Consider the following 25,586-nt stretch of genomic DNA (forward strand, 5'->3'; position numbering starts at 1 on the left):
CGGTAGCGATACGCCGACCAGTTGCGCAATAGAGTGGCGGTAAAGTGTTTGTTATGGCCGATGAACGAAGCGCTCTAGCTGCGGCAACGCGGCGCTACGAACGAACAGAGAACGCTCACGAGGAGGCTCGACGCGACGCGATCGAGGCAGTGCTAGCGGCTTTGCGGGCAGGGATCGGGCCGTCTGAGGTGGAGCGGCTGTCGCCGTTCACCGCGGCCTACGTTCGGAAACTGGCGCGTGAGAACGGCATTCCGCCCGCTGCGCCAGGGCCGAAGCGAGCGGTCACCACCTGAGACTTGCACGTCGTCTTGGTCATGCCTCAACCATGGCGGCGAAGCGACCTTGGCGGCAGATGACAGACAGGGACACAGGGGGACAAGGGACATGTCCACGGACAGGGCAACGGCTGGACGGCAGCTCCAGCCCAACCTTGTACTGACCACGAAGCGCGAAGCGCGCGGCTGGACATCTCGCCGGCGGGCAGCGCGGGAGTTACACCGGATTTGGCAGGCCAATCTACCGGGATGCCCAGACATTGAGTCGCTTGAAAAAGCCCTGTATAGACACGAGACTGGGCGGGTGCAGGTCCGGGATGACGCCTATCGGAAGTTGTATTGCCTCGCCTATGATGCCACGCCGCAGGAGCTTTTCGGTTCTGTCGAGACGGACACAGGAAGTGCTAGTCGCCTTGTCGTGACATCCCACAAATTCATTCCGGTTTTCGTCGGCGTTGAGCGGGCCGCCCACCTTAGGGAGCGTCCGGATTTCATGCCCGGCGTCGAACATTGGTTGGATTGTCGCGTCGCGCCGGTCGATGTCATCAACGGGAAATGCGATCTCCACGTGTGGCCATTTGGCGTGGCCATTTTCCACCTCGTTGAGGAATTGGCACTACCCAATGTCGCGGCACTTAGTGTCTGGCGAGTCCAGTCGTACAAGGACAACATGGCGTGGGCGACGCGGAGGATCCGTGATCTCGGGGCCAGCGAAAGCACTGAGGCCGCCTACGTCCTGAGCTCGTACTGGGTAAACGAGGCTCCATGGGAGGGTGACACGCTCGACACGGCCTTGCGCATCCTCGCTATTCCGAAAGTGCTTCTTGAACGGGATATTGAGCCTGCGCATTCGCTCCACCGGGCAGAATTGGTAGAAAGGTCTCTACTCGCCGAGGGCTTCGAGCATCCCGACATGATCCCGTTTGGCATCAAGGGAATCTCGATGGGCTACGCATCCTGGTCAGGGGTGGTGTACTACCCCATTGCGGAACAGCGATCGTTGGCCGAGGATGATTTGGTGCACTGTGAGCTAGCGGTACAGTCGCTGTGGGCATACTCAGACCATCTCAACAGAATGATCGAGCGCGGATCCGATCCGGTTGTCCCGGACGAGTATGGTTGGCGCTTCGTCCGGGGAGCGCGGTCAAGAATTACCAACGCTAGGCCGCGAGAAACCGAACAACATCGCTCAATGAGGAATGCGATCCTTGCTACCTGCGACCTTGAAAGCAACCTTGCGCAAGCCATTGAAACACTTCGCGACAGCGCCGGAGGTTAGGCCGTGATTCCCAGCACCTCGGTTCTAGTAGTGGTCGACGTCCAGAACGGATTCATCCGGCCGCCATCCGCGCCCGTGGTTCCCGTAATCGCTGGCTTAGTAAAGCGATGGCAACAGGAGGGCGGTGCTGTTGTATTTACCCGCTACCTCAATTACCCCGGCAGCCCCTTCGAGCGCATGATTCATTGGCAGAAGCTTCAAGACTCTCCCGAGATCGATATCGTTCCTGACCTCGCGCAGTTGGCCGATAAGTCCATTACGCTGGACAAGCGGATATACAGCCTATTTTCCCCTGAGGGGATCAGGTTGGTGCGAGAGAAAGGGTGGAGCGACCTTTACATCTGCGGAATTGCAACAGAAAGCTGCGTCTTGAAGACGGCAGTAGATGCGTTTGAGCTGAACCTGACTCCATGGGTGCTATCGGACGCATCCGCCAGCCACGCCGGCCAGGAAGCGCACGACGCGGGAATGCTGGTAATCCGTCGCTTCATCGGCGAGGGACAGATCATCCGAGTGTCGGACGTGCCGCTCTCGGACAGCGCCGTCGTCTAGCCTGTCACGGGTGTCACCGCTGTCACCGGTGTCACTGAGGACCGTTTAAGCTGCGGAAACGCCGGTGACAGTCCGTGCGCCGGGCTGTCACTCTCTCTCAACTAAGCGATCCACTCGGGGACGAACCGGTCCGGATCCCAGCGCTTCCGCGGGTCTGCGGGATTGACCGTGATTGAGTGCAGGGTGGCGCTGAGAACCGCGCGTCGCTGCGAGACGTTCATGCGCTCCCAGCGCTGGTACATCTCCTGCAACGTACCGACGAATCCGCGAAGCACATGCCGGCGAGACTCCCGTGCCGCGGCGGCCCGGTTGCGCTCTAGCCGCTGCTCGACGACCACGCGGGCGGCCATCCACTCTCGGCGAGTGATCTCTTTGCGAGCCCACTGCTGGGCCAGCGCTTCGAGCTGTAGTTCGTCGTCCTTTACCGCGTCGGATGCCTCGGATCCGAGGGCCTGTCGGGACCGTAGCCGCTCGATGAACTCGGGTGAGTCTAACGCCACGATGACCAGGTCGCGGACGTGATCATCGGTCCGTGCCGTGTTCGTGGCGGTCTTGCCGCATGAGTCGTAGCCGGGGGCGTTGGAGCACACGTAGCGAGGCACACCCGATCGCGGCCGGCCGACGAGACGCGCGCCGCAGTGGCACACGAGTAGGCCGGTCAGGAGGTAGCTGTTCATGCGCTGGCCCGGTTGGCGGGTCTGCCGGTCGGGGTCTGTGAGGATCGCGCGTACGCGGTCGGACTCGTCCGCGGTGATGATCCCGGGCCAGACTGCATCGGCCACGATGTCACCGATGATCGGGCGCGTCGTCTCCCAGTTGCTCCGCGGTGTGTGCTCGCGGCGACCGCTGATCCTCGCTCGGCAGAGGAGCTGTCGCAGGCTTGTGACCTTGAAGCTGTTCCCCGCGGTCGTCGTGATGCCGCGCTGCGTGAGGTCGCGGACGATGCTCGCCAACGACTCCATCGCCAGCACGCGGCGAACGCACTCCCGAATGATCTCGGCTTCCTCCGGAACGATCGTCACCCGGTCGGCTTCGTAGCCGAACGGCCGGTGCCCGCCGCCGGCGACCCTCCCGGCCTCGGCCGCCTGGCGACGCTGGCGCTTCTGCCGCTCCGCCTTGTGCTCGGCTTCGTGCCGGGCGGCAGCGCCGAGCATCCGGGCCACGAGGCGGCCCGTGGGCGTGCTGAGGTCAACGTCTCCGGTGACCGTCGCCAGCTCGACGCCGTACTTGTCGGCGAGGTCGATCACGTCTTCCAGCTCCCGCGGCGATCTGGTGAGCCGGTCGACATGCCACCCCACGATCGCGTCTACGGTGCCCGCCCGGACGTCGGCCAGCAAACGTGCCCATGCCGGCCGCGGTGCGCCCGAGTAGGCGCTGACGTCGTTGTCGGGATAGACCTCGACGACCACCCATCCCCTGCCCTCGCAGAGGGCGCGGCAGTCCTCTTCCTGGCGGGCAACGCCTAGCCCTGCTCCGGCTCGGTCTTGGCTGATCCGGCAGTAGATCGCAGCACGCATACATCGACCGTACGCCGATGGGTCACATAGCTTGAGCCCTGCCCCACGGACTGTAGGTGCCCTCCTCTCAAACGCGGCCTTTGCGGGTTCTCCCCTGGAGCGCCCCGCTATTGACCCTCACAGGCTCAGTCCCCGACGTCGGTACAGCCGACCGGTTCTCTACGCTAGGAACCAAGCGCCGTCGAGCGGCTCAGGCACTATTGGGAGGCTGACCATCATGGCTACGGGCGAAGTTGACGTTCTAGTGCAGATGTGGTTGAGCCGCTGGGATCAGATACGGCACTCTGAAAGCCAACGAGCTACGGCAACCAATATGCTGCTGGTCTTGAATGCAGCCGGCATCGGTTTCATTGTTCAGAAAGGCTTGATAGCTGGAATGCTTATAGTCACGATAGGCATTCTAATTCTGGGCGCCTTTGGCGCACTACTATCCATCAAGTACTACGAGCGCTTCAGGCTTCACTTAAACGAAGCAAACGCTATTCGAAGCAGACTGGACGAGCTGATTCCATCCGGCAGTGTCAGGAATCTTTTCGAGGATGCTTGGTCGAAGCAGGTAGCCGAGCACCCTCGGATCCACAAAGTTCCACTACATCGCTTGTGGCTCGCTTTACACACAGGCGTTTCAATTACCGGAGCATCACTAACCGCGGTAATCCTTGCCCGTCTTTAAGTGGCGATCACCCCGGTCGGCTCTCACCCTAGAACGGAATATCGTCGTCCGCTCCGTCTTTAGCGCTACTATCTTCCGCTTGATGCTGCGCCGCGATTTGCCTTAACGGCGCACGCAAACGCCGCTTGCTCTTACTAAAGATCACCGTGGCGATTGCGCCCTGCTCCCCTCTTTCAATTTCCATGATCCGACCCACCCCGAAGTGCGGGTGCCTAATGAGTGACCCAACAGGAAACGCTGCTAAGAGGAACGGATCATCCTCTACACCCATGACTTTAGCGGACAAATCCAGGTTATTTATTGCACTTTCTAGCCAGCTTAGCCTTTGGGCCGATTGACGCAGCGATTCCGCTACGTTCATCATGTTCACTACGTCATTACGCGAGATCCTCAATCCTCTTAGCCCCGCAGCGTCAGGCTCACGTTCAAGCCCCCGCACACGCGTGACCAACTCACCCAACATATCCTGGACAGAACGGTGTGATTCCTTGCCGGGCTGGACTGGTGCCCTCCTCGCCTCTTCAACTACGCCTTCGAGGTCGGGCCACATTCTGTCGAAGAGTCGTTCAATAGCGTCTCGACGCTTGGGTTGTGGAGCGAGATCGTTCAAGTCGATTACAATATCCCTCATTCCGACTTCGTCAAGATGACGCCCCTGAAATGCCTGGAGAGGAGATGTGATATCGGACGGCATTAGGTCAATACATAAAGGTATTAGGCGCGATACTTCCAGCCTTTTTGCGAGCGCTCCGGCCTCGAACATCAGCCAAGCCGCCTCCTGGTTTGATCGCGTCACACACACGATCCCAAAGTCGCATTTATCTAGCGATTGTGCGATAGTCTCGTTCCATCGCGCGCCGCTACGTATCTCCTCATCTGACATCCACGGATCGACATGCTGCACCACCATGCTCAACCAACTGTTTAGAGCTTTAGCGACCGTTCTGCTCGGTTCACCGCTCCAAGAAATAAAGACATCCATGTTGGTGCTCCTGTGGCAAATTGACGCGGTAGATTCTGACGTGTCGCAACCGCGAGAGGTTGGGTAGTGTAGCCAACCAAGCACCCAGTGTGCACGCTCGGGACACGTCCTGAGGACGGGTCACATTGGTGCGGCCTCGTTCCCAACGGCTTGTCTTGCCCGGTTGGTGTCGCCCGCACGAACTGACGCTAGCTACCTCTGAGTTCGCGCTCGCTTCGGCGGGTGCGGGCTCAGTTCGTTTTGCCTGGCCATCCCGTCGGCCGTCGATCCACCCTCAGGGGATCGCGCCTCCGCCGGGGCCGCCGCTAAGCGCCGTAACGCTCAAGTTGCCGGAATCCGGGCCGATCGAGGCACCCGATACGACGCTGCCGCACCCGACGGGGACTTCTATGACCTACATACCACCCACCGTGGCGCCTGCCGGCTGGTACGCCGACCCGCACAACGCCGCGGCGCAGCGCTGGTGGGACGGCACCCAGTGGACCTCGCACATGCAGCTCGTCACGCCCCCTGTTCCGGCCTTCGCCGGTTCGGCGGACGCGCCGCTTCTCGCCTCGACAGCCGCTACCTACGTTTCCCAGCACGAGCCTCGTTCGGCGTATTCACTGCATGCCGGCCAAGCGGGCCGTCCGGCCGGAACCCGACTACCGCCCTGGCCCGTGATAGTGGCGGTGGCGGTGGTGGGCCTGTACGCCGTTCTGTCCTCCCTGCTGCGGCTGCTTGCCAACGGCTTCGGTGCGTACCAGGCAGGCGGGATGGTCGGCTCGGTGCTGGTGGCACTCGTGGCGTACCTGCTGTGGAAGGGGCGACGTGGGGCGTGGGTCGTGACGCTGGTTTTCGGGACGCTGGGAATCGTGAGCCGTCTGGTGATGGGCGACCCGCTGGGCGCCGCGTTGGCCGCAGCCGTGGTTCTGCTGCTCGCGACGCCGGAGTCTGCTCGGGCATGGTTCCGCTCCTGAGCTCCGGCCTGGCCGCTTGAGCACGTCACGGCCCTAACGTGGCTGATCGAGCAGGTGCCACTACACATCGCATGTTGAGCGCTGTTCCCACGGCATGACTTGCCCGGTCGGCGTCGCCAAGACCGAAGTCCGGCTGGATCCAGCGCCGCTGTCGTCAAGCCGTCACACGATCGGCGCGGCCCGAAGCTCGCGGATTGCTAGGGTCCTCGGCGTGCGGGTGGGTGTCTATGTCGACGGCTACAACCTTTATTACGGCGCGCGAGGGCTTTGTGGTCGCGGAATGCCCGGGTGGCGATGGCTCGACATTCGCGCACTGTCGACCTCGCTCGTGGCCGCTCGCACCAATTGGCAGGGAGCCACGATTCACCGGGTCGTCTATTGCACGGCCCTGATCGACGCGGCCACCAATCCCTCGGGGTACGCGGATCAGGACGTCTACATCAAGGCGCTGAACGGCTATACCAGCGTCGATCATGTGGAACTCGGGTATTACATGGCGAGGGTCAAACAGGCCCCGCTCGCCGTGCGGTCTCCCGGTCCGGCCGGTGTGCCACAGGTCGTCCAGGCCAACTGGCCCGTCATGGTCCAGGACTCGCAGGGCAACGCGGTGCACGGCGCGACGTTCATGGTCTCCTACGCCCACCGCGAGGAGAAGGGCTCCGACGTGAACGTGGCCTCCCATCTGCTGGTCGACGTTCTGACCGGCCAGGTCGACGCGGCGGTCGTGATCTCCAACGACAGCGACCTCCGCTTTCCCGTCCAATACGCCCGAACCCGGGTGCCGGTGGGGGTGATCAATCCGTCCCGGAACCACCTCGCCGGCGCCCTGCGCGGCACGGCCGGGGACGGAGTCGGACGCCACTGGTGGCGGCAGCTCACCGCTCAGGACGTCACTGATCATCAGCTGCCCGACCCGGCCGGCAACTACTCCCGCCCGCCTGGCTGGTGACACCCGGCGCCGGTTCCGATCGGAGCCGGCTCTGGTACCGTTGACGCATACACCACCCGGTTCCCTCGCGGAGCCGGGTTTTCTTTTTCCCCGGGCTCAGGCAGGACGAACCGCCGGGGCGTGGGGCGGGGTACCTCGTGCGGGTGTAGAAGATCGACAAGTGCCGAAGGGGTCTCACACACTGAATGGACCGACAATTCAGGAGGTAGCCCTCGGGAGGTGCCACCGTGCCCAGTTTCCACAACGATGACGAGCAGGGTGCCTGGGTTCTTGCCGAGGCGCTCATCGCCAAGGCTCTGACCATGATGCGGCAGGCCGAGAGTGCTCTGGAGACCTGGCGGATCGGTAAGGAGTTGAATCGGGTGCGGTGTGCTCGGCGGGGGATCAGTGAGTCGGATGCGGAGATCCGGTGGTCCGAGACCGCGTACGCGAAGAACGCCCTCACCGACAACAGTTTCCATGTTTCGCTGGCGACCATGTATTACGGCGCCGCCGCCGCGCATTACTCGCGGGCGCAGTATCTGCGGAGCCGGGGCGGGGCCCGGGTGTGAGGAAGCGCCGCTCCGACCGGGGCGGCGGGCGGAGCGGCGCTTCTGTCTGCCTGGAGAGCCTGCCGCTCGCACGGGGGACGAGCGCCGGACCCTCCAGGGGTCTTGATCCAGTGTGCGAGGGCCGGCTGAGAAACCGCTGTACGGACGCCCCGGATCAGCTGTGACATCTCGCTGAGCCGCCCGCTATCGGCGAGACTGGACGCATGCAGATGGCGACGGAGACCGAGCGCAAGTACGACGTACCGGCCGGGTTCGGGCTGCCCTCGCTCGACGGGGCCGGCGGGGCTCGCGGGCTGGGCGACGCCGAGACCCACGAGCTCGACGCCACGTACTTCGACACCGAGGATCTCCGGCTCGCGCGCAACAAGCGCACGCTGCGGCGGCGTACCGGGGGCAACGACGCCGGGTGGCATCTCAAGACGCCGGGGGACGGGTCCAGCCGTACCGAGCATCGGGTGCCGTTGACCGACGGCGACGCGGTGCCCGGCGAGCTGGCCGACGTCGTGCGGCTGATCGTGCGTACCCGGGAGGTGAAGCCCGTCGCCACGCTGCGGACGCGCCGGATCGAGACGCCGCTCCGCGACGCGGAGGGGCGGACGCTCGCGCTGATCGCTCAGGACGAGGTCGAGGCGGAGACCGGCGGGGACGTTCAGCGCTGGCAGGAGCTCGAGGTCGAGCTGGTGGACGGCGGGCCCGAGGTTCTCGACGCCGTGGAGGGCCTGCTGCTGGCGGCCGGCGCGACTCCCGCCGCCGGGCCGTCGAAGCTCGCCCGTGCGCTGGGCGATCGCCTCAGCGCGCCGCGCGTCGGCAAGAAGCGCAGGACCGACCCCGTTATCCGGTACGCTCGGGAGCAGCGCGACGCCATCGAGGCACAGGACCCGTCGGTGCGGGCCGGCGATGCTGAGGGCGTACACAAGATGCGGGTGGCGACCCGGCGCCTGCGCAGCACGCTGAAGACCTTCCGGGACGCGTTCGATCCGGAGCGCGCGGAGTCCCTCAAGGGTGAGCTGAAGTGGCTGGCGGACCGCCTCGGCGCGGTCCGCGACGGTCAGGTGCTGTCGCACAAGCTGGCCGCCGCGGCCGAAGGGTTCCCGGAGGTGGCCGCGCGCATCCGGGAGAAGCTGGACGACGACGTCACGCGGGGCCGCGACGCGCTGGTCGAGGCGCTCGACAGCGACCGCTACCTGGGACTGCTCGACGCGATCGACGCCCTGGTCGACGAGGGGCGGCCGGACGACGGGGGCGCGCTGCGCCGGGCCCGCAAGGTGCTGCGCCGGGCGGACGCGCTGCTCGACGAGGCGGTGGCCGACGGCGTCGACGCCGAGCTGCACGAGGCCCGCAAGAAGTACAAGCAGGCGCGGTACGCCGTCGAGGTGTTCGCGCCGGCCGCCGGCAAGCCGGGCAGGAAGCTCGTCTCCGCGCTGACGTCGCTGCAGGACGTGCTCGGCGCGCATCAGGATTCGGTGGTGGCGCGGGAGGTGCTGCGGGAGGTCGCGCGTACGGCGCCGGACGCGTTCGACTACGGCGTCCTGCACGCCCGGCAGGAGCGGGTGGGCGAGGAGACGTTCCACGAGCTGCCGCCGGCGGTCACGGCGTCGCGGAAGAAGCGGCTGCGCGCCTGGCTCGGCTGATCGGCACACGCCGTTCACCTTCCGTGAGTTGGTACGTCGCCGGCGGTGGGTATGACCCTGGGCATGGAGGCCGAGGAGCAGGACCAGGACCAGCGACCCGACCGCGACGAAACGACCGACGACGTGACGACTCCCCCGTACCGGGGGCCGGTCACGGAGCTCGGCGGGTATCGGGTGGCCGACGACGATGACGACGACCCGGTGCTGCTGAACGCCGACGGCAGCCCGGTCGACACGTGGCGCGAGGAATACCCGTACGACCAGCGGCTGGCCCGGCCCGACTACGACCACGACAAGCGGCTGCTCCAGATCGAGCTGCTCAAGCTGCAGAACTGGTGCAAGGCCACCGGCGAACGCCTGGTCATCCTCTTCGAGGGGCGCGACGCCGCGGGCAAGGGCGGCACGATCAAGCGCTTCATGGAGCACCTGAACCCGCGCGGCGCGTCGGTGGTGGCGCTGGAGAAGCCGAACGAGCGCGAGAGCACCCAGTGGTACTTCCAGCGCTACATCAAGCACCTGCCGGCGGCCGGCGAGATCGTCATGTTCGACCGATCCTGGTACAACCGGGCCGGCGTCGAACGGGTCATGGGCTTCTGCACCCGCGCCGAATACCTCGAGTTCATGCGCCAGGCCCCCGACCTGGAACGGATGCTCGTCCGCTCCGGCATCCACCTGGTCAAATTCTGGTTCTCCGTCTCCCAGGGCGAGCAGCGCACCCGGTTCGCGATCCGGCAGGTCGATCCCGTACGCCAGTGGAAGCTCTCGAAGATGGATCTCGAGTCGCTGGACAAGTGGGACGACTACACCGAGGCCAAGGAGGCGATGTTCTTCTACACCGACACCGCCGACGCCCCGTGGACCGTGGTGAAGAGCAACGACAAGAAGCGGGCCCGGCTCGAGGCCATGCGCTACGTGCTCAACCGCTTCAACTACGACGACAAGGACCCGGAGGTGGTAGGCACCCCGGACCCGCAGATTGTCGGCCCCGCCTCCCTGGCGGTGGAAGGTACCGAATTGTCCCCCCGAGTATTCCCGCGGCTGTAGTGACAAGAAAGGCGTTGTCGCGCGGCGTTCCGGTGGATAACGTGGCCGTACACGTGAAGGGAGGTGGTCCGAAGTTGTATAGCAACGGGACTCGTGAGGTGGCTGTCCGCTAGCCGCTGTCCTCGACAGCTTCGAGAAAGTTCTCTGCAATAACGTCGAGACCGTGTGGCAGCGGTGCGGCGAATACCAGACAGCCACCCGACCCCCGGGGATCCGGCCTTGTCCGACCGGACCGTGCTCCACCAGGCGCGCGGAAGTCCCCGGGGGTCGCTTATTTCCGGGAACCCACGATGCGCGAGCTGACGATCCTCGGCACGGCCAGTCAGGTGCCCACCCGGCACCGGAACCACAACGGCTACCAGCTGCGCTGGGACGACGAGGTGCTGCTCTTCGACCCGGGCGAGGGCACCCAGCGCCAGATGCTGATGGCCGGCCTCGCCGTGACCCCGCTGACCCGCATCTGCATCACGCACTTCCACGGCGACCACTCGCTGGGGCTGCCGGGCATCATCCAGCGGATCTCCCTCGACAAGGTGCCGCACCCGGTGCGGGTGCACTTCCCCGCCGGCGGCCGTGACTACTTCGACCGGCTCCGGCACGCCACCAGCTTCTACGACGTCGCCGACCTGGTCCCGGAGCCGGTCGCGGACGGCTTCCGCGCCGAGACCACCGGCGGGACGCTCACGGCGCTGCCGCTGCGGCATTCCATCGAAACGTACGGTTACCGCCTCGCCGAGCGGGACGGCCGCCGGATGGTGCCGGCGCTGCTCGCCGCGTACGGAATAACCGGTCCCGCGGTCGGGGAACTGCAACGCACGGGCCGCGCGGGAACGGTCACCCTCGACGACGTGAGCGCGCCGCGGCCCGGGCAGAAGTTCGCCTTCGTCATGGACACCGGCCTGTGCGACAACGTCTTCGCGCTGGCCGAGGGCGCCGACCTGCTCGTGATCGAGTCGACGTTCCTGGCCGAGGACGCCGCGATGGCCGCCCAGGTCGGCCACCTGACCGCGGGCCAGGCCGCGTCGGTGGCCCGGCAATCGGGGGCGCGCACGGTCGTCCTGACCCACTTCTCCCAACGGTACGGCGACAGCACCCGCTTCCTCGACGAGGCCCGCACGGAGTTCGACGGCGACATCATCCTCGCCGAGGACCTGATGCGGGTTCCCCTCCCGCCGCGGCTACATTCGTCGCATGAACGTGCGGCTACGCCCCGCGGCTGACCCCGACCTCCCCGCCGTCGGCGACCTGCACTACCGCTCACGCGCGTCGGCGTATGCGGGCCTGGTGTCGCCGGCGGCGCTGACGTTCGGCAGCCCGGCCGCGCTGGGCGAGTGGTGGGCGGAGCGCTGGAAATGGGAACGCGACACCCACCGCCTGACGGTGGCAGTCACCGCCCAAGCCGGCCCTTCGCAGACCGGTACGCCCCGGCCGGGCGACCCGCTGAGCGGCGCACCGTCCGACGAGCCGCGGCTGGCCGGCGCGCCGTCCCATGAGCCGGAGCCGGGCGGGCGGCCGGGCGGCGAGTCGTCCCACGGGCCGGGGCTGGGCGGCGCGCCCGGTGAGCGGCTGGTCGGTTTCACGTATCTGGGGCCGGGCGAGGACGACGGGGTCGCCGAGCTGAGCGCGATCCACGCCGACCCGGCGTTCGTCGGCACGGGCGTCGGGCGCGCGATGATGCTGGACGCCCTGCCGGCGCTGGCCCGCATCGCGCCGCGGGCGGTGCTGTGGGTGCTGGAGGGCAACGCGCGGGCCCGGCGCTTCTACGAGCGCGGCGGCTGGACCGCGGACGGCGTGACCCGCATGGACACGCTCGGCAACGAGCCGGTGCGCCACCTCCGCTACGCCCGAGCGGTCTCCCCCACCGACAGCTGAGAGCCCGGCACGCGGCCCACCGATCGAACCCCGGCCGCCGAATCTCAAGCCGGCGGGCGCTGGGCGCGGCGGACCTGGGCGGCATCGCGAGCCGGCTCATTCGTGCTGGCCGGACCGCGGGCGAGGAGAGCCGGTGCTTGCGCTGGGTTGCGGAGGGAGGGCGGGAGCGCGTGACCGAGTGAATGCGGGGGAACCTGTGGTCACGCACTCCCGCCTACCGCGCCCGCCCCTACCGGGGTTGCGCCTGGCCGGAGGCGCCGACCGGCGGAGGCGTGCCGGTCGATCGGTGGGGCGGGTCCGGGTGCGGGACATCGCTCGTGCTGGCGGGGCTACGGCGGTGTCACCGCGGTGGGCGTCGGTCCGGGCCGAGGAGAGTCGGTTTCTTGCCGGGGGACGGTCAAGTTCCCGGTGGACGCCTGGTCGGGTCAGTCGAAGCGGCCTCGGTTGAGGTCGTCGGTCTTGCGCGTCTCCGGGCGTATCCGGTTGTCGTCGAACACGCCGGGGAGGTCGCGCAGGCTGTTCAGGTCGTGGCGCAAGGTCCACGCCTCGCGCCACGGGCGCCGGGAGGCGGCGTCCGCGCGTTCGGCGATGCGCCGGGGGGCGCAGGGCCACCGCCATCCGCACCAGACGCAGTTGCCGTCGTGGCCCGCCTCGGTGTGGCGCCCGAGCATCCGCTGGGCGTCCTGCCAGAGGAGCCGGTCCACGATGCCGGCCGGTGCGGCCTGGTCGACGATGACCATGGTGTAGGAACCTCCGTCCGGGAACGCGGCGTTGTCGTACCCCATACAACCCCCGGGCCCCACCGGCCGATCGGACTGACTGTGCGACCTTCGCAACTGTGTGTCATGAGGCCGTGTTCGCCGTGGGCGGACGGGGGACGGACATCGATGCCGGCGGGCGGGGCGTTGCGGGTTTCATGGATACCGAGCACACGGGTGTCGAAACAGAGGCACTTGATGCCTACAGCAGTGTCGTGACCGGCGTCGCCGCCGGCCTTCTGCCCTCCGTCGCCGCCCTGAGCGTCCGCACCCCGCGCGGGGCCGGCGCCGGCTCGGCGGTGACCTTCACCGACGACGGATTCCTGATCACCAACGCCCACGTGGTCGCCGGCGCGAACGGCGGCACCGCCGAGTTCGCCGACGGCACCGAGACCCGGTTCGACGTGGTGGGCGCCGACGCCCTCTCCGACCTCGCCATCGTGCGGGTGCACAGCCCCGGCGCGCCCGCGGCCCCGCTCGGCGACGCCGACCGGCTGCGCATCGGCCAGCTCGTGGTCGCGGTCGGCAACCCGATGGGGCTGGCCGGCTCGGTGACGGCGGGCGTCGTCTCCGGCCTCGGCCGTTCCCTGCCCGCCCGCGACGGGCGGCGGGTCCGCATCATCGACAACGTCATCCAGACCGACGCGGCCCTCAACCCGGGCAACTCCGGGGGCGCGCTCGCCGATTCGACCGGCACGGTGGTGGGGGTCAACACCGCGGTCGCCGGGTACGGTCTGGGCCTCGCCGTGCCCGTCAACCGGACCACCCGCCAGATCATCGGCGAGCTGGTCGCCACGGGACGCGTCCGCCGCGCCTGGCTGGGCGTCGCCGGCGTCCCGGTCCCCCTGCCGCCGCCGCTGGCCGAGCGCCTCGGCCAGAAGCTCGGCCTGCGGGTGGTGGAGGTCGTGCCGGGCAGCCCGGCCGGCACCGCGGGCGTCTACCTGGGCGACATCCTCATCACCGCCGGCGGCGAGAAGGTGCAGACCGTCCAGGCCCTGCAGCGGCTCATGCTCGGCCCCGCGATCGGCAAGAACCTGCCGATCACGGTGCTCCGCAAGAACGCCCTGGTGGACGTCGTCACCGTCCCCGCGGAACTCACCTGAAACGGGGCCGGCGGCGAGACCGCGGTCGCGGTGCCCGCCGGAGCGAGGCGGAGGGTCTGCGGATTTTCCGGGCGCGACCACTCACGCACGTCGCCGGGGGCGGGAATCCGGTCATGAGCGCCAGCGAATGGATTCCCGCGCCCGGCCCTCGGCGTGAGCAGCGGTCCGGGCCCACCACCCCGCTACGACCTCCGTCTCTTGATCTTGATTTAGCTGAGGTGGGCGAGCAGGTCCTGACGGGTGAGGACGCCGGCGGGCTTGCCGTCGATGAGGACCATCGCGGCGTCCGCCTTCTCGAGGAGCGCGACCGCCTCGCTGACCGGCTGGCCGCCGCCGATCATCGGGAGCGACTCCCCCATGTGCCGCTCGATGGTGTCGTGCAGGTGGGCCTGGCCGGTGAACAGGGCGTCCAGCAGCGCCTTCTCGGCGATGGAGCCGGCCACCTCGCCGGTCACGACCGGCGGCTCGGCCTTGAGCACCGGGAGCTGGCTGACGCCGTACTCGCGCATGTAGTCGATCGCGTCGCGGACCGTCTCGGTCGGGTGGACGTGCACCAGCGGGGGCATGGCGCCGCTCTTGGCCGCCAGGGCCGTGGCCACCGTCGGGGAGCCGTCGCCGGTGGCCAGGAAGCCGTACCGGGCCATCCAGGTGTCGTTGAAGATCTTGGAGAGGTAGCCGCGGCCGCCGTCCGGGAGCAGCACCACGATCACGTCGTCCGGGCCGGCGCGGCGGGCGGCGTCGAGGGCCGCCACGACCGCCATGCCGCAGCTGCCGCCGACCAGCAGGCCCTCCTCGCGGGCGAGCCGGCGGGTCATCTCGAACGAGTCCGAGTCGGACACCTCGATGACCTCGTCGCAGATGTCGCGGTCGTACGTCCCGGGCCAGAAGTCCTCGCCGACGCCCTCCACCAGGTACGGCCGGCCGGTGCCGCCGGAGTAGACCGAGCCCTCCGGGTCGGCGCCGACGATCCGGACCCCGCCCTGCTCCTTGAGGTAGCGCCCGACGCCGCTGATCGTGCCGCCGGTGCCGACGCCGGCGACGAAGTGGGTGATCCGGCCCTCGGTCTGCTTCCAGATCTCCGGGCCGGTCTCCTCGTAGTGCGAGCGCGGGTTCGCCGGGTTGCTGTACTGGTCGGGCTTCCACGCGCCCGGGATCTCGCGGGCCAGCCGGTCCGAGACGTTGTAGTACGAGCGCGGATCCTCGGGGGCGACGGCGGTGGGGCAGACCACCACCTCGGCACCGTACGCCCGCAGCACGTTCTGCTTGTCCTCGCTGACCTTGTCGGGGCAGACGAAGACGCACCGGTAGCCGCGCAGCTGGGCGACGAGGGCCAGCCCCACGCCCGTGTTGCCGCTGGTCGGCTCGACGATCGTGCCGCCCTCCTTGAGCAGGCCGGCCTTCTCGGCGTCGTCGACCATCCGGACCGCGATCCGGTCCTTCACCGACCCGCCGGGGTTGAAGTACTCCACCTTGGCGAGGACGGTCGCCGCGATGCCGTCGGTGACGCTACGCAGCCGGACGAGGGGGGTATCCCCGATGATCTCGACGACGTTGTCGTAGTACCGCACGTCTTTGTGCCCTTCTCGGTGCTGACCAGTGACTTGTCAGCCCAGCCTACGGCTCAGGGCACGACCTGACCGGGCAGGACGGCGGCACGTTGCCGTTCCCACTCCAGGAAGCGGTCGGTCTCGCTCAGCACCGTGCCGGCCAGCCACGCGATCATCGCGGCGTCGTCGACCAGCCCGAAGACCAGCAGGGCGGCCTCGGGGATGACGTCGATCGGGGAGATCACGTAGGCGGTCGCGGCGGCCATCAGCGCCACCCGCAGGCCGCCGTCGTACTCGCCGCGCGCGGTCGCTCTCATCATCCTGGGCAACGCGGCCAGCCGCTTGCCGATCGAGGCGCCCCCGCGGTTGCCCCTCATCAGAGCCTTCGCGAGCGCGGTGAACGCGGCGGTCCGGCGCAACGTTCTAGCCATGGTCGTCCCCTTTCGCTGGTCCCAGCATGACGTCCATCCGCTAGTTGTGCCCGCTCGGCGCGGAGTTCAGGCCTATGTCGCACGCTCGCGTTAGCCTCGAAGACCCCACCATCGCCGGAAGCACGAGCGAGAGCGAGGGATAGCGTGCAGAAGGTGCGCAACTGGACAGACGCGGATCGCCGCCGGATCAAGCTGGCCGGCCAGGTCGCGGGGGGCCTCACGGGCGCCGCGGCGGGAGTCACGCTGCTCTCGGCGGGGGTGCTGCTCCGGCAGGCGGCCGACGCCCGCCGGATCATCCCGATGGCCGAGGCGCCGCCGCCGCGCGGCGACGGGGTGTACGGCCCGAAGTTCCCGGGCAAACCGCTGAACATGGTCGTGCTCGGCGACTCCTCGGCGGCCGGCTACGGCGTGCACCGGCCCCGGGAGACGCCGGGCGCGCTGCTGGCCACGGGTGTGTCGCGCCGGCTGCGGCGCCCGGTCCGGCTGCACCGGGTGGCGGTGGTGGGTGCCACGTCGGCCGGGCTTCCGTACCAGGTGGACGCCGCCCTCGAGTACGAGCCCGAGGTCGCGGTGATCATCATCGGCGGCAACGACGTGACCCACGCGTCCGGCCGGTCGGTGGCCGTGCGGCACCTCGGCGACGCGGTCCGGCGGCTGCGCGCGGTGGGCTGCAAGGTCGTCGTCGGCACGTGCCCCGACATCGGCGCCATCCAGCCGATCAAGCCGCCGCTGCGCTGGCTGGCCCGCCGCTGGAGCCGGCAGCTCGCCGCGCTGCAGACGGTGGCGGTGGTGGAGGCCGGCGGGCGGACGGTCTCGCTCGGCGACCTGCTCGGCCCCACCTTCGAAGCCGATCCGGTACGCATGTTCGGCGCCGACCGCTTCCACCCGTCGGTCGAGGGGTACGCCCGCGCCGCCGCGGTCATCATGCCGACGCTGATGGCGATGCTGGGCGAGGACGACCGCGCCCCGGCCGCCGGGCCGGACGGGGTGCGCAGCCTCCCGCAGGCCGCGCACGAGGCCGTCCGCGCGGCGGGCACCGAGGTCAGCCCGGCGCGGGTCGACGGGCGCGAGCGCGGGCCGGCGGGCCGCTGGGCGCAGCTGCGCCGGCACCCGTGGTTCGGCGAGCCGCGCATCTGGTTCGGCCGGCGGGCGACGGCGTGGGCCTCGCTCTCGCCGATCTCGGGCGGTCCGGCCTTCACCTCCGGCAGCGTCGCCGGGGCCGTCCGCGCCGGGGTGCACCGGGCCGGCGCCCGCGTTGGCCGTGGATCAAGCCGCTCGGCCGGCGGCGCCGTAGGCTGGACACCGGAGGATCATCAAGCGACCGTCGACTGAGGCGGCACGGAAGCACCCACGCGGCAGGGAGGCGACATGACGGGCCTGACGGGACGGATGGGCAGGGCGGCGGCGACGACGCTGTTCGCCTCGGCCGTGGGCGGCGTCGCCCTGCTCGCGGGCGAGGCCATCGCCGCCAAGACCCGGCGGTACGCCAAGCCGACCATGGGCCTCGCCCTGCGGACGTCGATGGGCCCGTCCGCGGCGCCGGCCCTGCGCCTGGTGCTGCTCGGCGACTCGGCGGCGATCGGCGTGGGCGTGGAATGGCTGTCGGAGACGGTCGGCGGCCAGCTCGCCCGGCTTCTCGCCGACGGCACCCCGGAGACGGGACGGCGGCACGTGCTGCTCTCCAGCGTCGGCGTGGCCGGCTCCCGCTCGGCGGACCTGACCACCCAGGTGGCCCGCGCCCTGCTCGGCGACCGCCCCGACGTCGCGGTCGTGCTGATCGGCTCGCACGACGCCACCGGGCTGCGCGGGCCCGAGGAGTCCGCCCAGCACCTCGGCACCGCCGTGCGCCGGCTCCGCGACGCGGGCGTGCAGGTCGTCGTCGGCACCTGCCCCGACCTCGGCGCCGTACGCTCCATCGCCCCGCCGCTGCGGCAGGTGACCGGCTGGCTCGGCCGCCGGGTGGCCCGCGCGCAGGCCGCGGCGGTCACCGCGGCCGGCGGCGTGGTCGTCGACCTGGCCGACGAGACCGGCGCGGTGTTCCGCGCCGACGCCGGCACGCTCTGCTACGACGGCTTCCACCCCTCCGCCGACGGTTACCGGGTGTGGGCGCACGCGCTCTACCCCGCGGTGCTGGACGCGGCGCAGGCGGCCGGGCGGCGCACGATCCAGGAGTAGGTCTCGCTCCCGGAGATGTGACGAACTGGTGCTTCCGCCGTAAGTTACCGGCGCGTTAACGTTGGCTGCATGCCGGAAGCTGTCATCGTCGCCACCGCCCGCTCCCCGATCGGCCGCGCCGTGAAGGGTTCGCTGAAGGACCTGCGCCCCGACGACCTCGCCGCCACCATCGTCGACGCCGCGCTCAGCAAGGTGCCCCAGCTCGACCGGACCCTCATCGAGGACCTCTACCTCGGCTGCGGACTCCCCGGCGGCGAGCAGGGCTTCAACATGGCCCGCGTGGTCGCCACCCTGCTCGGCCTCGACGGGCTGCCGGGCGCGACCGTCACCCGCTACTGCTCCAGCTCGCTGCAGACCACCCGGATGGCCTTCCACGCGATCAAGGCCGGCGAGGGCGACATCTTCGTCTCGGCCGGCGTGGAGACCGTCTCCCGCTTCCACCGCGGCAACTCCGACGGCCTGCCGCCGGACGCCCAGGAGCTCGTCGGCGGCGGCTGGGAGAACCCCAAGTTCGCCGAGGCCCGCGTACGCACGACCGACGCGGCGAAGAACGGCGGCGTCTGGCACGACCCGCGTGAGGACGGCGCGCTCCCCGACATCTACCTCGGCATGGGCTACACCGCGGAAAACCTGGCCCAGGCGTACGACGTGAGCCGGCAGGACATGGACGAGTTCGGCGTACGCAGCCAGAACCTCGCGGAGAAGGCCATCGCCGACGGCTTCTGGCAGCGGGAGATCACCCCGGTCACCACGCCGGACGGCACCGTGGTCGCCGCCGACGACGGCCCCCGCCCGGGCGTGACCCTCGAGGGCGTCGCCGGGCTCAAGCCGGTCTTCCGCCCCGACGGCCGCATCACCGCCGGCAACTGCTGCCCCCTCAACGACGGCGCCGCCGCCGTGGTCATCATGAGCGACACCAAGGCCCGCGAGCTCGGCATCACCCCGCTCGCCCGCATCGTGTCGACCGGCGTGACCGCCCTCTCCCCCGAGATCATGGGCCTCGGCCCGGTCGAGGCGTCCCGCCAGGCCCTCAAGCGCGCCGGAATGACCATCGACGACATCGACCTGGTCGAGATCAACGAGGCCTTCGCGGCCCAGGTCATCCCCTCCTACCGCGAACTGAACATCCCCCTCGAGAAACTCAACGTCAACGGCGGCGCGATCGCGGTCGGCCACCCCTTCGGCATGACGGGCGCCCGCATCACCGGCACGCTGCTGAACTCCCTGGAGTGGCACGACAAGTCGATCGGCCTCGAGACGATGTGCGTGGGCGGCGGTCAGGGCATGGCAATGGTTCTGGAGCGGCTCAGCTGACCTCTCCCGGCCCGGCCCGGCCGGGTCGCGGGTCGCGGGTCGCGGGTCGCGGGTCGCGGGTCGCGGGTCGCGGGTCGCGGGTCGCGGGTCGCGGGTCGCGGCGATGATCCTGCGCCAGCGCGGCTCGGCGCCAGCGCGGCTCGGCGCCAGCGCGGCTCGGCGCCAGCGCGGCTCGGCGCCAGCGCGGTTCGGCGCCAGCTTTCTTTCGCTGGGCGGCGCGGACCGCGTGCGCGGCGGGATCTCGTGGCGCACCCGTTGGCGTGGCGCTCGGGTGACCGGGCGGGGTCGCACGCCGTAGGTCTTCCGCTGGGTCCGGCTGCCGTTCAGGGCGCCGGGCCCGGCGGAGCTCAATCGGGCAGGGCGACGCTGGACCGGTGAACTGGGCAGCGCCGTAGGTCTTCCGCCGGGCTCGGCTGCCGTTCAGGGCGTCGGGCCCGGCGGAGCTCAACCCGGCGGCGGGTGGGTCAGCTCACAGGTGGCGGCGGGTGTCGAGGATGTCGGCCGTGGCGCGATCCAGGGCGGCGGTGGGGGCGTCGGCGGCGAGGAGGTCGCCGGTCATCACGCGTAGCTGGTCGGGCAGGGTCGTGTCGGGTTCGCGGGGTACCGGGCGGCGAGGGCGGCTCTCCGCGTCGGCGGCCAGGTCGGCGAGGCGCTGAACCAGGGCGTGGACGAGGTCGCCGCGGGTGCCGGGCGTGCCCGTGGCCAGGGCCGACCACCGGCCGGTTTCCCAGTGCCCGACCTGGGCGAGCAGGCGCTGGACCGCGGCGCGGAAATCTTCGGCAGGCACGCGGTGACCCTACCCAAGAGGAAAGCGCCCGGCCCTCACGAGGCGACTCCCCGGCCCATGGGCCGCACGGGACGATGGGGCTGTGCCGGGCCGGCCGGAACGACGCGGGCCGTGCCGAGCCGACCGAACGACGCGGGCTGTGTTAGGCCGGCCGGAACGACGCTGGCCGCGGTGGGCCTGCGGGAGAGTGGGGCTCGGCCGGGGATGGGAACGCCCGGTCCGCGGGAGGCGGACCGGGCGTTGGGTGCTGGGCGGGGCGGCGGGTTAGTCGTCGCCTTGGAGGAAGCTCAGGAGGCGGAGGATTTCGATGTAGAGCCAGATCAGGCTGACCAGGATGCCGAAGGCCGCGGTCCAGGAGTAGCGCTGCGGGAGGCCCATGCGGACCCCCTCCTCCACCTCGTTGAAGCTGAGGATGAAGCTCAGGGACGCGACCACGATGCAGACCAGGCTGAAGATGATGCCGAGGGGGCCGTTGTCGCGCAGGCCCGTGTTGACGTCGAAGAGCGACAACACGAAGTTGATCAGCATGACGGCGAAGAGGCCGGTCATGACGGCGATCATGCCGCGGGCGAACTTCGGGGTCGCGCGGATCACTCGGGCCTTGTAGAGGAAGGCCATCAGGAAGAAGACGCCGAAGGTGGCGACCACCGCCTGGAGGACCACGCCCTGGTAGCCGGCGATGACCTGGAAGAACTTGCTGACCAGGCCGACGAAGGCGCCCTCGATCACCGCATACGCGACGACCAGGGCCGGGTTTGCCATCCGGCTGAACGAGATGACGAAGCCGAGCACCAGGCCGACGATCGCCGCGCCGATCCAGGCGGGCCGGATCATGCTGTCGGGGATGAGGTTCCAGGCCGCGACGGCGGAGACGCCGGTGATGCCCAGCAGGGTCACGGTCTTGACGACGACGTCGTCGATGGTCATGGGTTGCACCGCGGGCGGCGCTGCGGGGTAGCCCGAGGCCGACGGGTACGGCTGGCCGTAACCCGGCTGACCGGCGGGCGGTCCGTACGGTCCGTATCCGGCCGTGCGCTCGCGTTCGGCCGCCTGGCCGAGCCGTGAGAGCACCGGGTTCGAGGTCTTCACTGCGTCCAGCCTCCCTTTGAGGTCGAGGCACGTAGGGGTCGTGCCCCTCAAGAGTAAGCGCACCACCAGCTCAAAGCCGCCTGGCAAAGCTGTGAACGACCTGAAAACCCCGCACGACCGGGACATCCGGGCCCGTTCAGACCAGGAGCACCCGCCGGCCGCGCGTGTGTCCCGCCCGGCTGTCGATCTGTGCCGTCGCGGCGTCGGCCAGCGGATACGACTTATCGACCGGGATGCGGAGTTTGCCCTGCGCGATGAGGCGGGCCGCCTCGGCGAGGGCCTCCGGCTTGTTCTCGGCCTCGCCGGAGAACCGGACACCGAGCTCCGGCGGGCCCATATCTGCGATGGAGATCACCTTGTGCGGGTCGCCGGTCAGCTCGACGAGCTCGCGGAGCACCCCCGCACCGGCCAGATCGAGGGCGGCGTCGACCGCGACCGGCCGACGACCGGAAGCGGCGTCGAACCCACGACCCGAGCCGGCGTCGAGGCGGCGACCGGAGGCGGCGGTGGCCAGGTGGCGGACCCGCTCGGCCCAGCCTTCGCCGTACGTCGTGGGGACGGCTCCGAGGCTGCGCAGGTAGTCCTGGTTCGCGGCGCTCGCCGTGCCGATCACGGCGATGCCGCGGTCGCGGGCGATCTGCAGGACCGCCGAGCCCACTCCCCCGGCCGCCCCGCTGACCAGCAGCGTCTCTCCGGACCGTACGCCGACCTGCCGGAGGATGCGCAACGCGGTCTCGACCACGGACGGGTATCCGGCCGCCTCCCCGAACGTCAGTCCCTCGGGCATGCGGGCCCATGCGGTCAGCACGGCGAACTCGGCGTAGGTGCCCGTGCCGAAGCCGAACACCCGGTCGCCGGCCTCGACGTCCTCGACGCCCGCGCCGACCTCGTCGATCACCCCGGCGGCGTCCAGCCCCACCTCGGCGGGGAAGGTCACCGGGCCGAACTGGCCCTCGCGGGCTCTCCAGTCGGCCGGGTTCACGCCCGCTGCCCGTACGGCGATGCGCACCTGGCCGGGACCGGCGTGCGGCTCCGCAGCATCGACGAGACGCAGCACGTCCGGGCCGCCGAACTCGGCGAAAGTCACCTTCTTCATGCCGGCGAACCTAGCACTAACACGTTAGCTTTTTGAACTTTGATAGCGTGATGTGATGAGCGCGACGACCGGGCGCCGCGAGCGCAAGAAGGCCGCGACCCGCCAGAAGATCGCCGACACGGCCCTGCGGCTGTTCGTCGAGCGCGGCTTCGAGGCGGTGGGCATCCGGGACGTCGCGGCCGCCGCCGACGTGGCCGTCACCACGGTCTTCTCGCACTTCGCCTCGAAGGAGGCGCTGGTGTTCGAGCGGGAGGACGACTTCGAGGAGCGCCTCCTGCGGGCGGCCACCGGCCGGGCGCCGGACGAGCCGCTGATCCCCGCCCTGCGCCGCGAGATCCTCGCCCTGGTGCGTCACTGCGTGGTCGACGAGGCGGCAGAGACCTGGCGCGTGATCGACGAGTCGCCGGCCCTGCGGGGGTACGAGGAGGCGATGAAGCGCCGCCACGCGACCACGCTGGCCGCCGCGATCGCGGACGACCTCGGCCTGCCCGGGGTCACCACGGCCTGCCGGACGCTCGCGAAGTTCGTCGTCGACGCCTACACCCTGGCCCGCGAGGCGGCCGACCCCGAGGCCGCGGTCGACGAGATCTTCCACATGATCGAAGCGGCCTGGACGGCCCGACCGGCCGCGGCCAAAGCCGGAGTCGAGGCCGGGGGCCCTGGTCAACGCGCGGGTCAAGGCCGAGGCTGAGGCCGCGGCCGGGACCGGGGCTGAGGCCCGGAGCAGGGCAAGGCCGAGAGCAGGGCAAGGCCGAGGAGCGGGGCTGAGGCCGGTCAGAGCTTGTAGGCGCAGGCCTTCTCGCCGCTCGTGGAGCCCCAGCGGCCTGATGACGAACGTCAGGTCGGTGCCGGACGGACAGCCCACGCTCGCGCCGATCGAGGTGACCTTGTAGGCCGGCGGGAAGACGTCCGCCTGGGCGCACCGGATCTCGCCGACGAACCGCGTCTCGAACGGGCCCTGTGTGACCGGGCTGCCCGGGTGCACGCAGTCGCCGGCCACGGTCGGGGGTTTGCCGCCGCCCGGCTCGTCCGCGTGCGGGCCCTTCGTGGCCTCCATGCAGGCGTACTGCCGGCCCTTGCCGGAGTACGCCTCCTCGATCGGCGGCTTGGCGTCCAGGTCGAGGTAGAAGTCGATCCCGTCGACGGTGCAGTCGTACTGGTATTCGCGGCCCGGCGTCGTGGGTTCGGCGATGTTGATCTGGACGACCTTCGCCACGGCGTCCGGGTCGGTGCACTCGATCTTCCGGTACGTGCCGGCGGGCTTGCGGTTGCGCGCGTAGCACCAGCCGGCCTGCGACTTCAGCGGCACGGTGGACACGGATACGGAGGGCGTCGGTTCGGGTTCCTCCGGGGAGGGCGAGGAGCAGGCGGTGACGCCCGCAAGGAGCATCGCCGTGATCACCAGCCGCTGCACAGCACGTCCCTTCGCGACGCGGGCGGCGCCGAGGGCCGCCGGCGCCGGATCGGGTGCTGCTCCGGCGCGGCGGTCCGGCGTACGGTCAGGAGTCGACCTTGATCTCGGCCTTGTCGCACGCCGTGCGGGCCTGGCGCAGCGCGCGGCTGATGCCCGGCGAGTCGCCGTTGGCGGCCGAGTCGAAGACGTCCTGGATGCGCCGCATGCAGGGCACCAGGACATCGCGCTGGGACGTCACGTCGGTGAGCTTGGTCTTGGACGTGCCGAGCTGAGTGTTGAGGTCGTTGGCGCGCTTCTCCGCCTGGGCCAGCTTCTCCTGCTGCTGGGTGACGATGGTCTTCTGCTCGTTCAGCTGCGCGGTGAGGTCGGCCCGGGTGGACTGCAGGCTGGCCTTCGTGTCGCCGACGGTGCCGCGTTCGTTGACGTAGAGCCCGAGCATCAGGCCGCTGAAGACCAGCAGCACCGCGGCGGCGATCGCCAGGACCAGCACGGTGGGCGGCCGGCGGGCCTCGGCGGCACCGTACGGGGTGCCCGAGATCTGCGGCGCGTACGCCGGTGCCGCGGGCGCCGGCGGCTGAGGCGGATACTGCACCGTGGGCTGCGGAACCGTGGATTGCGGAACCGTGGGCTGGGGCACGGTGGGCGGGTTGGCCGGGGACGGGAAACCCTCCGGGGGCGGGTAGGACATTGCTCCTCCTCAGCAGACGTCGAAGACTTTGCACGCGGTCTGGATCGGGACGGCGAGGCCGATGCCTTCCGCGTCCTGGGCTTTGGCGTCGGCGATGCCGACGACCTCCTTGCGGGTGTTGATGACCGGCCCGCCGGAGTTCCCGGGGTTCACCGGCGCGTCGATCTGGACCATCGTTCCGGGGCCGCCGACCCGCGCCCGGACCGCGCTGACCACCCCGGTGGTGATGGTGTCGGTGAGCCCGAGCGGGGCGCCGACCACCAGGATCTGCTCGCCGGGGGTCGGCTTCGCGCGGGCCGGCGTCAAACCGTTGATCTTGGCGGTGACGGTGAGCAGGGCGAGGTCGTGGGTCGGGCTGACGTCGACGATGGTGGCCCGGTAGCTCTTGCCGTCGCGCTCCAGCCGTACGGTCGACCCGCCGCCCGCCCAGACCGGCTTGATCACGTGGTACGCGGTCAGGATCGAGGTGCGCCCGGGTCGCGGCCGGCCCACGGCGAAGGCGCTGCCGGAGAAGTCGCCGGCGATCACCTGGAAGACGCTGGGCAGGGCCGAGGCGGCGACCGCGCGCGGGTCGAAGGCCTGCTGGTTGTGCTCGTCCAGCGCGGCCAGCCGGGTGTCGAGCGTCTTCGCCCGCTGGTCGAGCGCGATCAGCCGCTGGTCGACGGCGGCGGCGCCGGCGGCAGCGGCGCGGCGGGACTCGGCCGCCTCCCGCTCGAGCCGGTCGATCCGCCGGTGCTGGCCGGCCGCGACCACGGCGAGCACGGCGAGGAGCGCTGCCACCGTACCGGCGGCGGCCCAGCGCAACGCGGTGCGCCACGAACCTTGCGTCGACAGGTACCGCACCTTGCCCCCGATTCTTTCCCCTTCAAGGAAAATATCGAGCGGCGATGATGCGTGGTG

Annotated in this window: 25 protein-coding genes; 15 read left to right on the forward strand and 10 right to left on the reverse strand. The window is 69.7% G+C overall.

Going from position 1 to position 25,586, the window contains the following annotated elements; all coding sequences use genetic code 11:
* Positions 1-579 precede the first annotated feature (579 nt).
* The gene (locus CLV70_RS20405) at positions 580-1,554 is read left to right on the forward strand and encodes a hypothetical protein (RefSeq protein ID WP_245908346.1); all 975 of its coding nucleotides are present in this window, start codon (positions 580-582) and stop codon (positions 1,552-1,554) included.
* Positions 1,555-1,557: 3 nt separating this feature from the next.
* The gene (locus tag CLV70_RS20410) at positions 1,558-2,106 is read left to right on the forward strand and encodes a cysteine hydrolase family protein (protein WP_106128125.1); all 549 of its coding nucleotides are present in this window, start codon (positions 1,558-1,560) and stop codon (positions 2,104-2,106) included.
* A gap of 101 nt (positions 2,107-2,207) precedes the next feature.
* Here CLV70_RS20410 and CLV70_RS20415 read toward each other — a convergent pair whose 3' ends face one another.
* On the reverse strand, positions 2,208-3,623 hold the full coding sequence (locus tag CLV70_RS20415) for a recombinase family protein (RefSeq protein ID WP_106128126.1): 1,416 nt from the start codon (positions 3,621-3,623) through the stop codon (positions 2,208-2,210).
* 217 nt (positions 3,624-3,840) lie between these two features.
* Here CLV70_RS20415 and CLV70_RS39175 point away from each other — a divergent pair, with 217 nt between their 5' ends.
* Entirely contained in the window at positions 3,841-4,296 is a 456-nt protein-coding gene (locus CLV70_RS39175) for a hypothetical protein (RefSeq protein ID WP_146164108.1), read from the forward strand.
* 28 nt (positions 4,297-4,324) lie between these two features.
* On the opposite strand, the gene CLV70_RS20420 is transcribed toward CLV70_RS39175, so the two are convergent.
* Complete coding sequence (locus CLV70_RS20420) at positions 4,325-5,278, reverse strand: toll/interleukin-1 receptor domain-containing protein (protein ID WP_106128127.1); 954 nt, start codon at positions 5,276-5,278, stop codon at positions 4,325-4,327.
* Between the two features lie 389 nt (positions 5,279-5,667).
* On the opposite strand from CLV70_RS20420, the gene CLV70_RS20425 reads away from it, so the two are divergent.
* The 7 genes from CLV70_RS20425 to CLV70_RS41150 all read left to right on the forward strand — a co-directional run bounded on the left by CLV70_RS20425 (position 5,668) and on the right by CLV70_RS41150 (position 12,284).
* A complete protein-coding gene (locus tag CLV70_RS20425) occupies positions 5,668-6,237 on the forward strand; it encodes a DUF2510 domain-containing protein (protein WP_106128128.1) in 570 nt (189 codons plus the stop codon).
* Positions 6,238-6,448: 211 nt separating this feature from the next.
* Positions 6,449-7,186 carry an NYN domain-containing protein gene (locus CLV70_RS20430; protein ID WP_106128129.1) on the forward strand — a complete coding sequence of 246 codons (738 nt, stop codon included), beginning with the start codon at positions 6,449-6,451 and terminating at the stop codon, positions 7,184-7,186.
* 227 nt (positions 7,187-7,413) lie between these two features.
* A complete protein-coding gene (locus tag CLV70_RS20435) occupies positions 7,414-7,737 on the forward strand; it encodes a hypothetical protein (protein ID WP_106128130.1) in 324 nt (107 codons plus the stop codon).
* Positions 7,738-7,940: 203 nt separating this feature from the next.
* Complete coding sequence (locus CLV70_RS20440) at positions 7,941-9,368, forward strand: CYTH and CHAD domain-containing protein (RefSeq protein ID WP_106128131.1); 1,428 nt, start codon at positions 7,941-7,943, stop codon at positions 9,366-9,368.
* Positions 9,369-9,419: 51 nt separating this feature from the next.
* Positions 9,420-10,412 carry a polyphosphate kinase 2 gene (ppk2, locus tag CLV70_RS20445; RefSeq protein WP_245908365.1) on the forward strand — a complete coding sequence of 331 codons (993 nt, stop codon included), beginning with the start codon at positions 9,420-9,422 and terminating at the stop codon, positions 10,410-10,412.
* A 290-nt stretch (positions 10,413-10,702) separates the two neighbouring features.
* Positions 10,703-11,632 carry a ribonuclease Z gene (locus CLV70_RS20450; protein ID WP_106128132.1) on the forward strand — a complete coding sequence of 310 codons (930 nt, stop codon included), beginning with the start codon at positions 10,703-10,705 and terminating at the stop codon, positions 11,630-11,632.
* Positions 11,604-12,284, forward strand: coding sequence for a GNAT family N-acetyltransferase (locus CLV70_RS41150; RefSeq protein WP_245908347.1), 681 nt, complete (start codon positions 11,604-11,606; stop codon positions 12,282-12,284). Before CLV70_RS20450 ends, CLV70_RS41150 begins: the two co-directional genes overlap by 29 nt.
* A 425-nt stretch (positions 12,285-12,709) precedes the next feature.
* On the opposite strand, the gene CLV70_RS20465 is transcribed toward CLV70_RS41150, so the two are convergent.
* The gene (locus tag CLV70_RS20465) at positions 12,710-13,069 is read right to left on the reverse strand and encodes a hypothetical protein (RefSeq protein WP_245908348.1); all 360 of its coding nucleotides are present in this window, start codon (positions 13,067-13,069) and stop codon (positions 12,710-12,712) included.
* Between the two features lie 188 nt (positions 13,070-13,257).
* Between CLV70_RS20465 and CLV70_RS20470 the strand changes: the two genes are divergently transcribed.
* Entirely contained in the window at positions 13,258-14,145 is an 888-nt protein-coding gene (locus CLV70_RS20470; RefSeq protein WP_245908349.1) for a S1C family serine protease, read from the forward strand.
* A gap of 209 nt (positions 14,146-14,354) precedes the next feature.
* Here CLV70_RS20470 and CLV70_RS20475 read toward each other — a convergent pair whose 3' ends face one another.
* Complete coding sequence (locus CLV70_RS20475) at positions 14,355-15,713, reverse strand: cystathionine beta-synthase (RefSeq protein WP_106128134.1); 1,359 nt, start codon at positions 15,711-15,713, stop codon at positions 14,355-14,357.
* A 53-nt stretch (positions 15,714-15,766) separates the two neighbouring features.
* Positions 15,767-16,123 carry a YkvA family protein gene (locus CLV70_RS20480; protein ID WP_106128135.1) on the reverse strand — a complete coding sequence of 119 codons (357 nt, stop codon included), beginning with the start codon at positions 16,121-16,123 and terminating at the stop codon, positions 15,767-15,769.
* A 186-nt stretch (positions 16,124-16,309) separates the two neighbouring features.
* On the opposite strand from CLV70_RS20480, the gene CLV70_RS20485 reads away from it, so the two are divergent.
* The 3 genes from CLV70_RS20485 to CLV70_RS20495 all read left to right on the forward strand — a co-directional run bounded on the left by CLV70_RS20485 (position 16,310) and on the right by CLV70_RS20495 (position 19,612).
* The gene (locus CLV70_RS20485) at positions 16,310-17,455 is read left to right on the forward strand and encodes an SGNH/GDSL hydrolase family protein (protein WP_425440190.1); all 1,146 of its coding nucleotides are present in this window, start codon (positions 16,310-16,312) and stop codon (positions 17,453-17,455) included.
* Between the two features lie 36 nt (positions 17,456-17,491).
* A complete protein-coding gene (locus CLV70_RS20490) occupies positions 17,492-18,298 on the forward strand; it encodes an SGNH/GDSL hydrolase family protein (RefSeq protein ID WP_106128137.1) in 807 nt (268 codons plus the stop codon).
* Between the two features lie 69 nt (positions 18,299-18,367).
* Positions 18,368-19,612: an acetyl-CoA C-acetyltransferase gene (locus CLV70_RS20495; protein ID WP_106128138.1), complete on the forward strand. Its 1,245-nt coding sequence runs from the start codon at positions 18,368-18,370 to the stop codon at positions 19,610-19,612.
* A 469-nt stretch (positions 19,613-20,081) separates the two neighbouring features.
* Here CLV70_RS20495 and CLV70_RS20500 read toward each other — a convergent pair whose 3' ends face one another.
* The 3 genes from CLV70_RS20500 to CLV70_RS20510 form a co-directional block, all read right to left on the reverse strand.
* Complete coding sequence (locus tag CLV70_RS20500) at positions 20,082-20,399, reverse strand: hypothetical protein (RefSeq protein ID WP_106128139.1); 318 nt, start codon at positions 20,397-20,399, stop codon at positions 20,082-20,084.
* Positions 20,400-20,663: 264 nt separating this feature from the next.
* The gene (locus CLV70_RS20505) at positions 20,664-21,488 is read right to left on the reverse strand and encodes a Bax inhibitor-1/YccA family protein (RefSeq protein WP_106128140.1); all 825 of its coding nucleotides are present in this window, start codon (positions 21,486-21,488) and stop codon (positions 20,664-20,666) included.
* A gap of 136 nt (positions 21,489-21,624) precedes the next feature.
* Entirely contained in the window at positions 21,625-22,584 is a 960-nt protein-coding gene (locus tag CLV70_RS20510; RefSeq protein WP_106128141.1) for an NADP-dependent oxidoreductase, read from the reverse strand.
* Between the two features lie 55 nt (positions 22,585-22,639).
* Here CLV70_RS20510 and CLV70_RS20515 point away from each other — a divergent pair, with 55 nt between their 5' ends.
* Positions 22,640-23,275, forward strand: a complete 636-nt coding sequence (locus CLV70_RS20515) for a TetR/AcrR family transcriptional regulator (RefSeq protein ID WP_106128142.1) — start codon at positions 22,640-22,642, stop codon at positions 23,273-23,275.
* Positions 23,276-24,083: 808 nt separating this feature from the next.
* Here the strand turns inward: CLV70_RS20515 and CLV70_RS39745 are convergent.
* Entirely contained in the window at positions 24,084-24,686 is a 603-nt protein-coding gene (locus tag CLV70_RS39745; protein ID WP_158277789.1) for a hypothetical protein, read from the reverse strand.
* 9 nt (positions 24,687-24,695) lie between these two features.
* Positions 24,696-25,529, reverse strand: a complete 834-nt coding sequence (locus CLV70_RS20525; RefSeq protein WP_158277790.1) for a S1C family serine protease — start codon at positions 25,527-25,529, stop codon at positions 24,696-24,698.
* Positions 25,530-25,586 lie beyond the last annotated feature (57 nt).

Origin of the sequence: Pseudosporangium ferrugineum (assembly GCF_003002065.1) — a bacterium.
GTDB lineage: Bacteria > Actinomycetota > Actinomycetes > Mycobacteriales > Micromonosporaceae > Actinoplanes > Actinoplanes ferrugineus_A.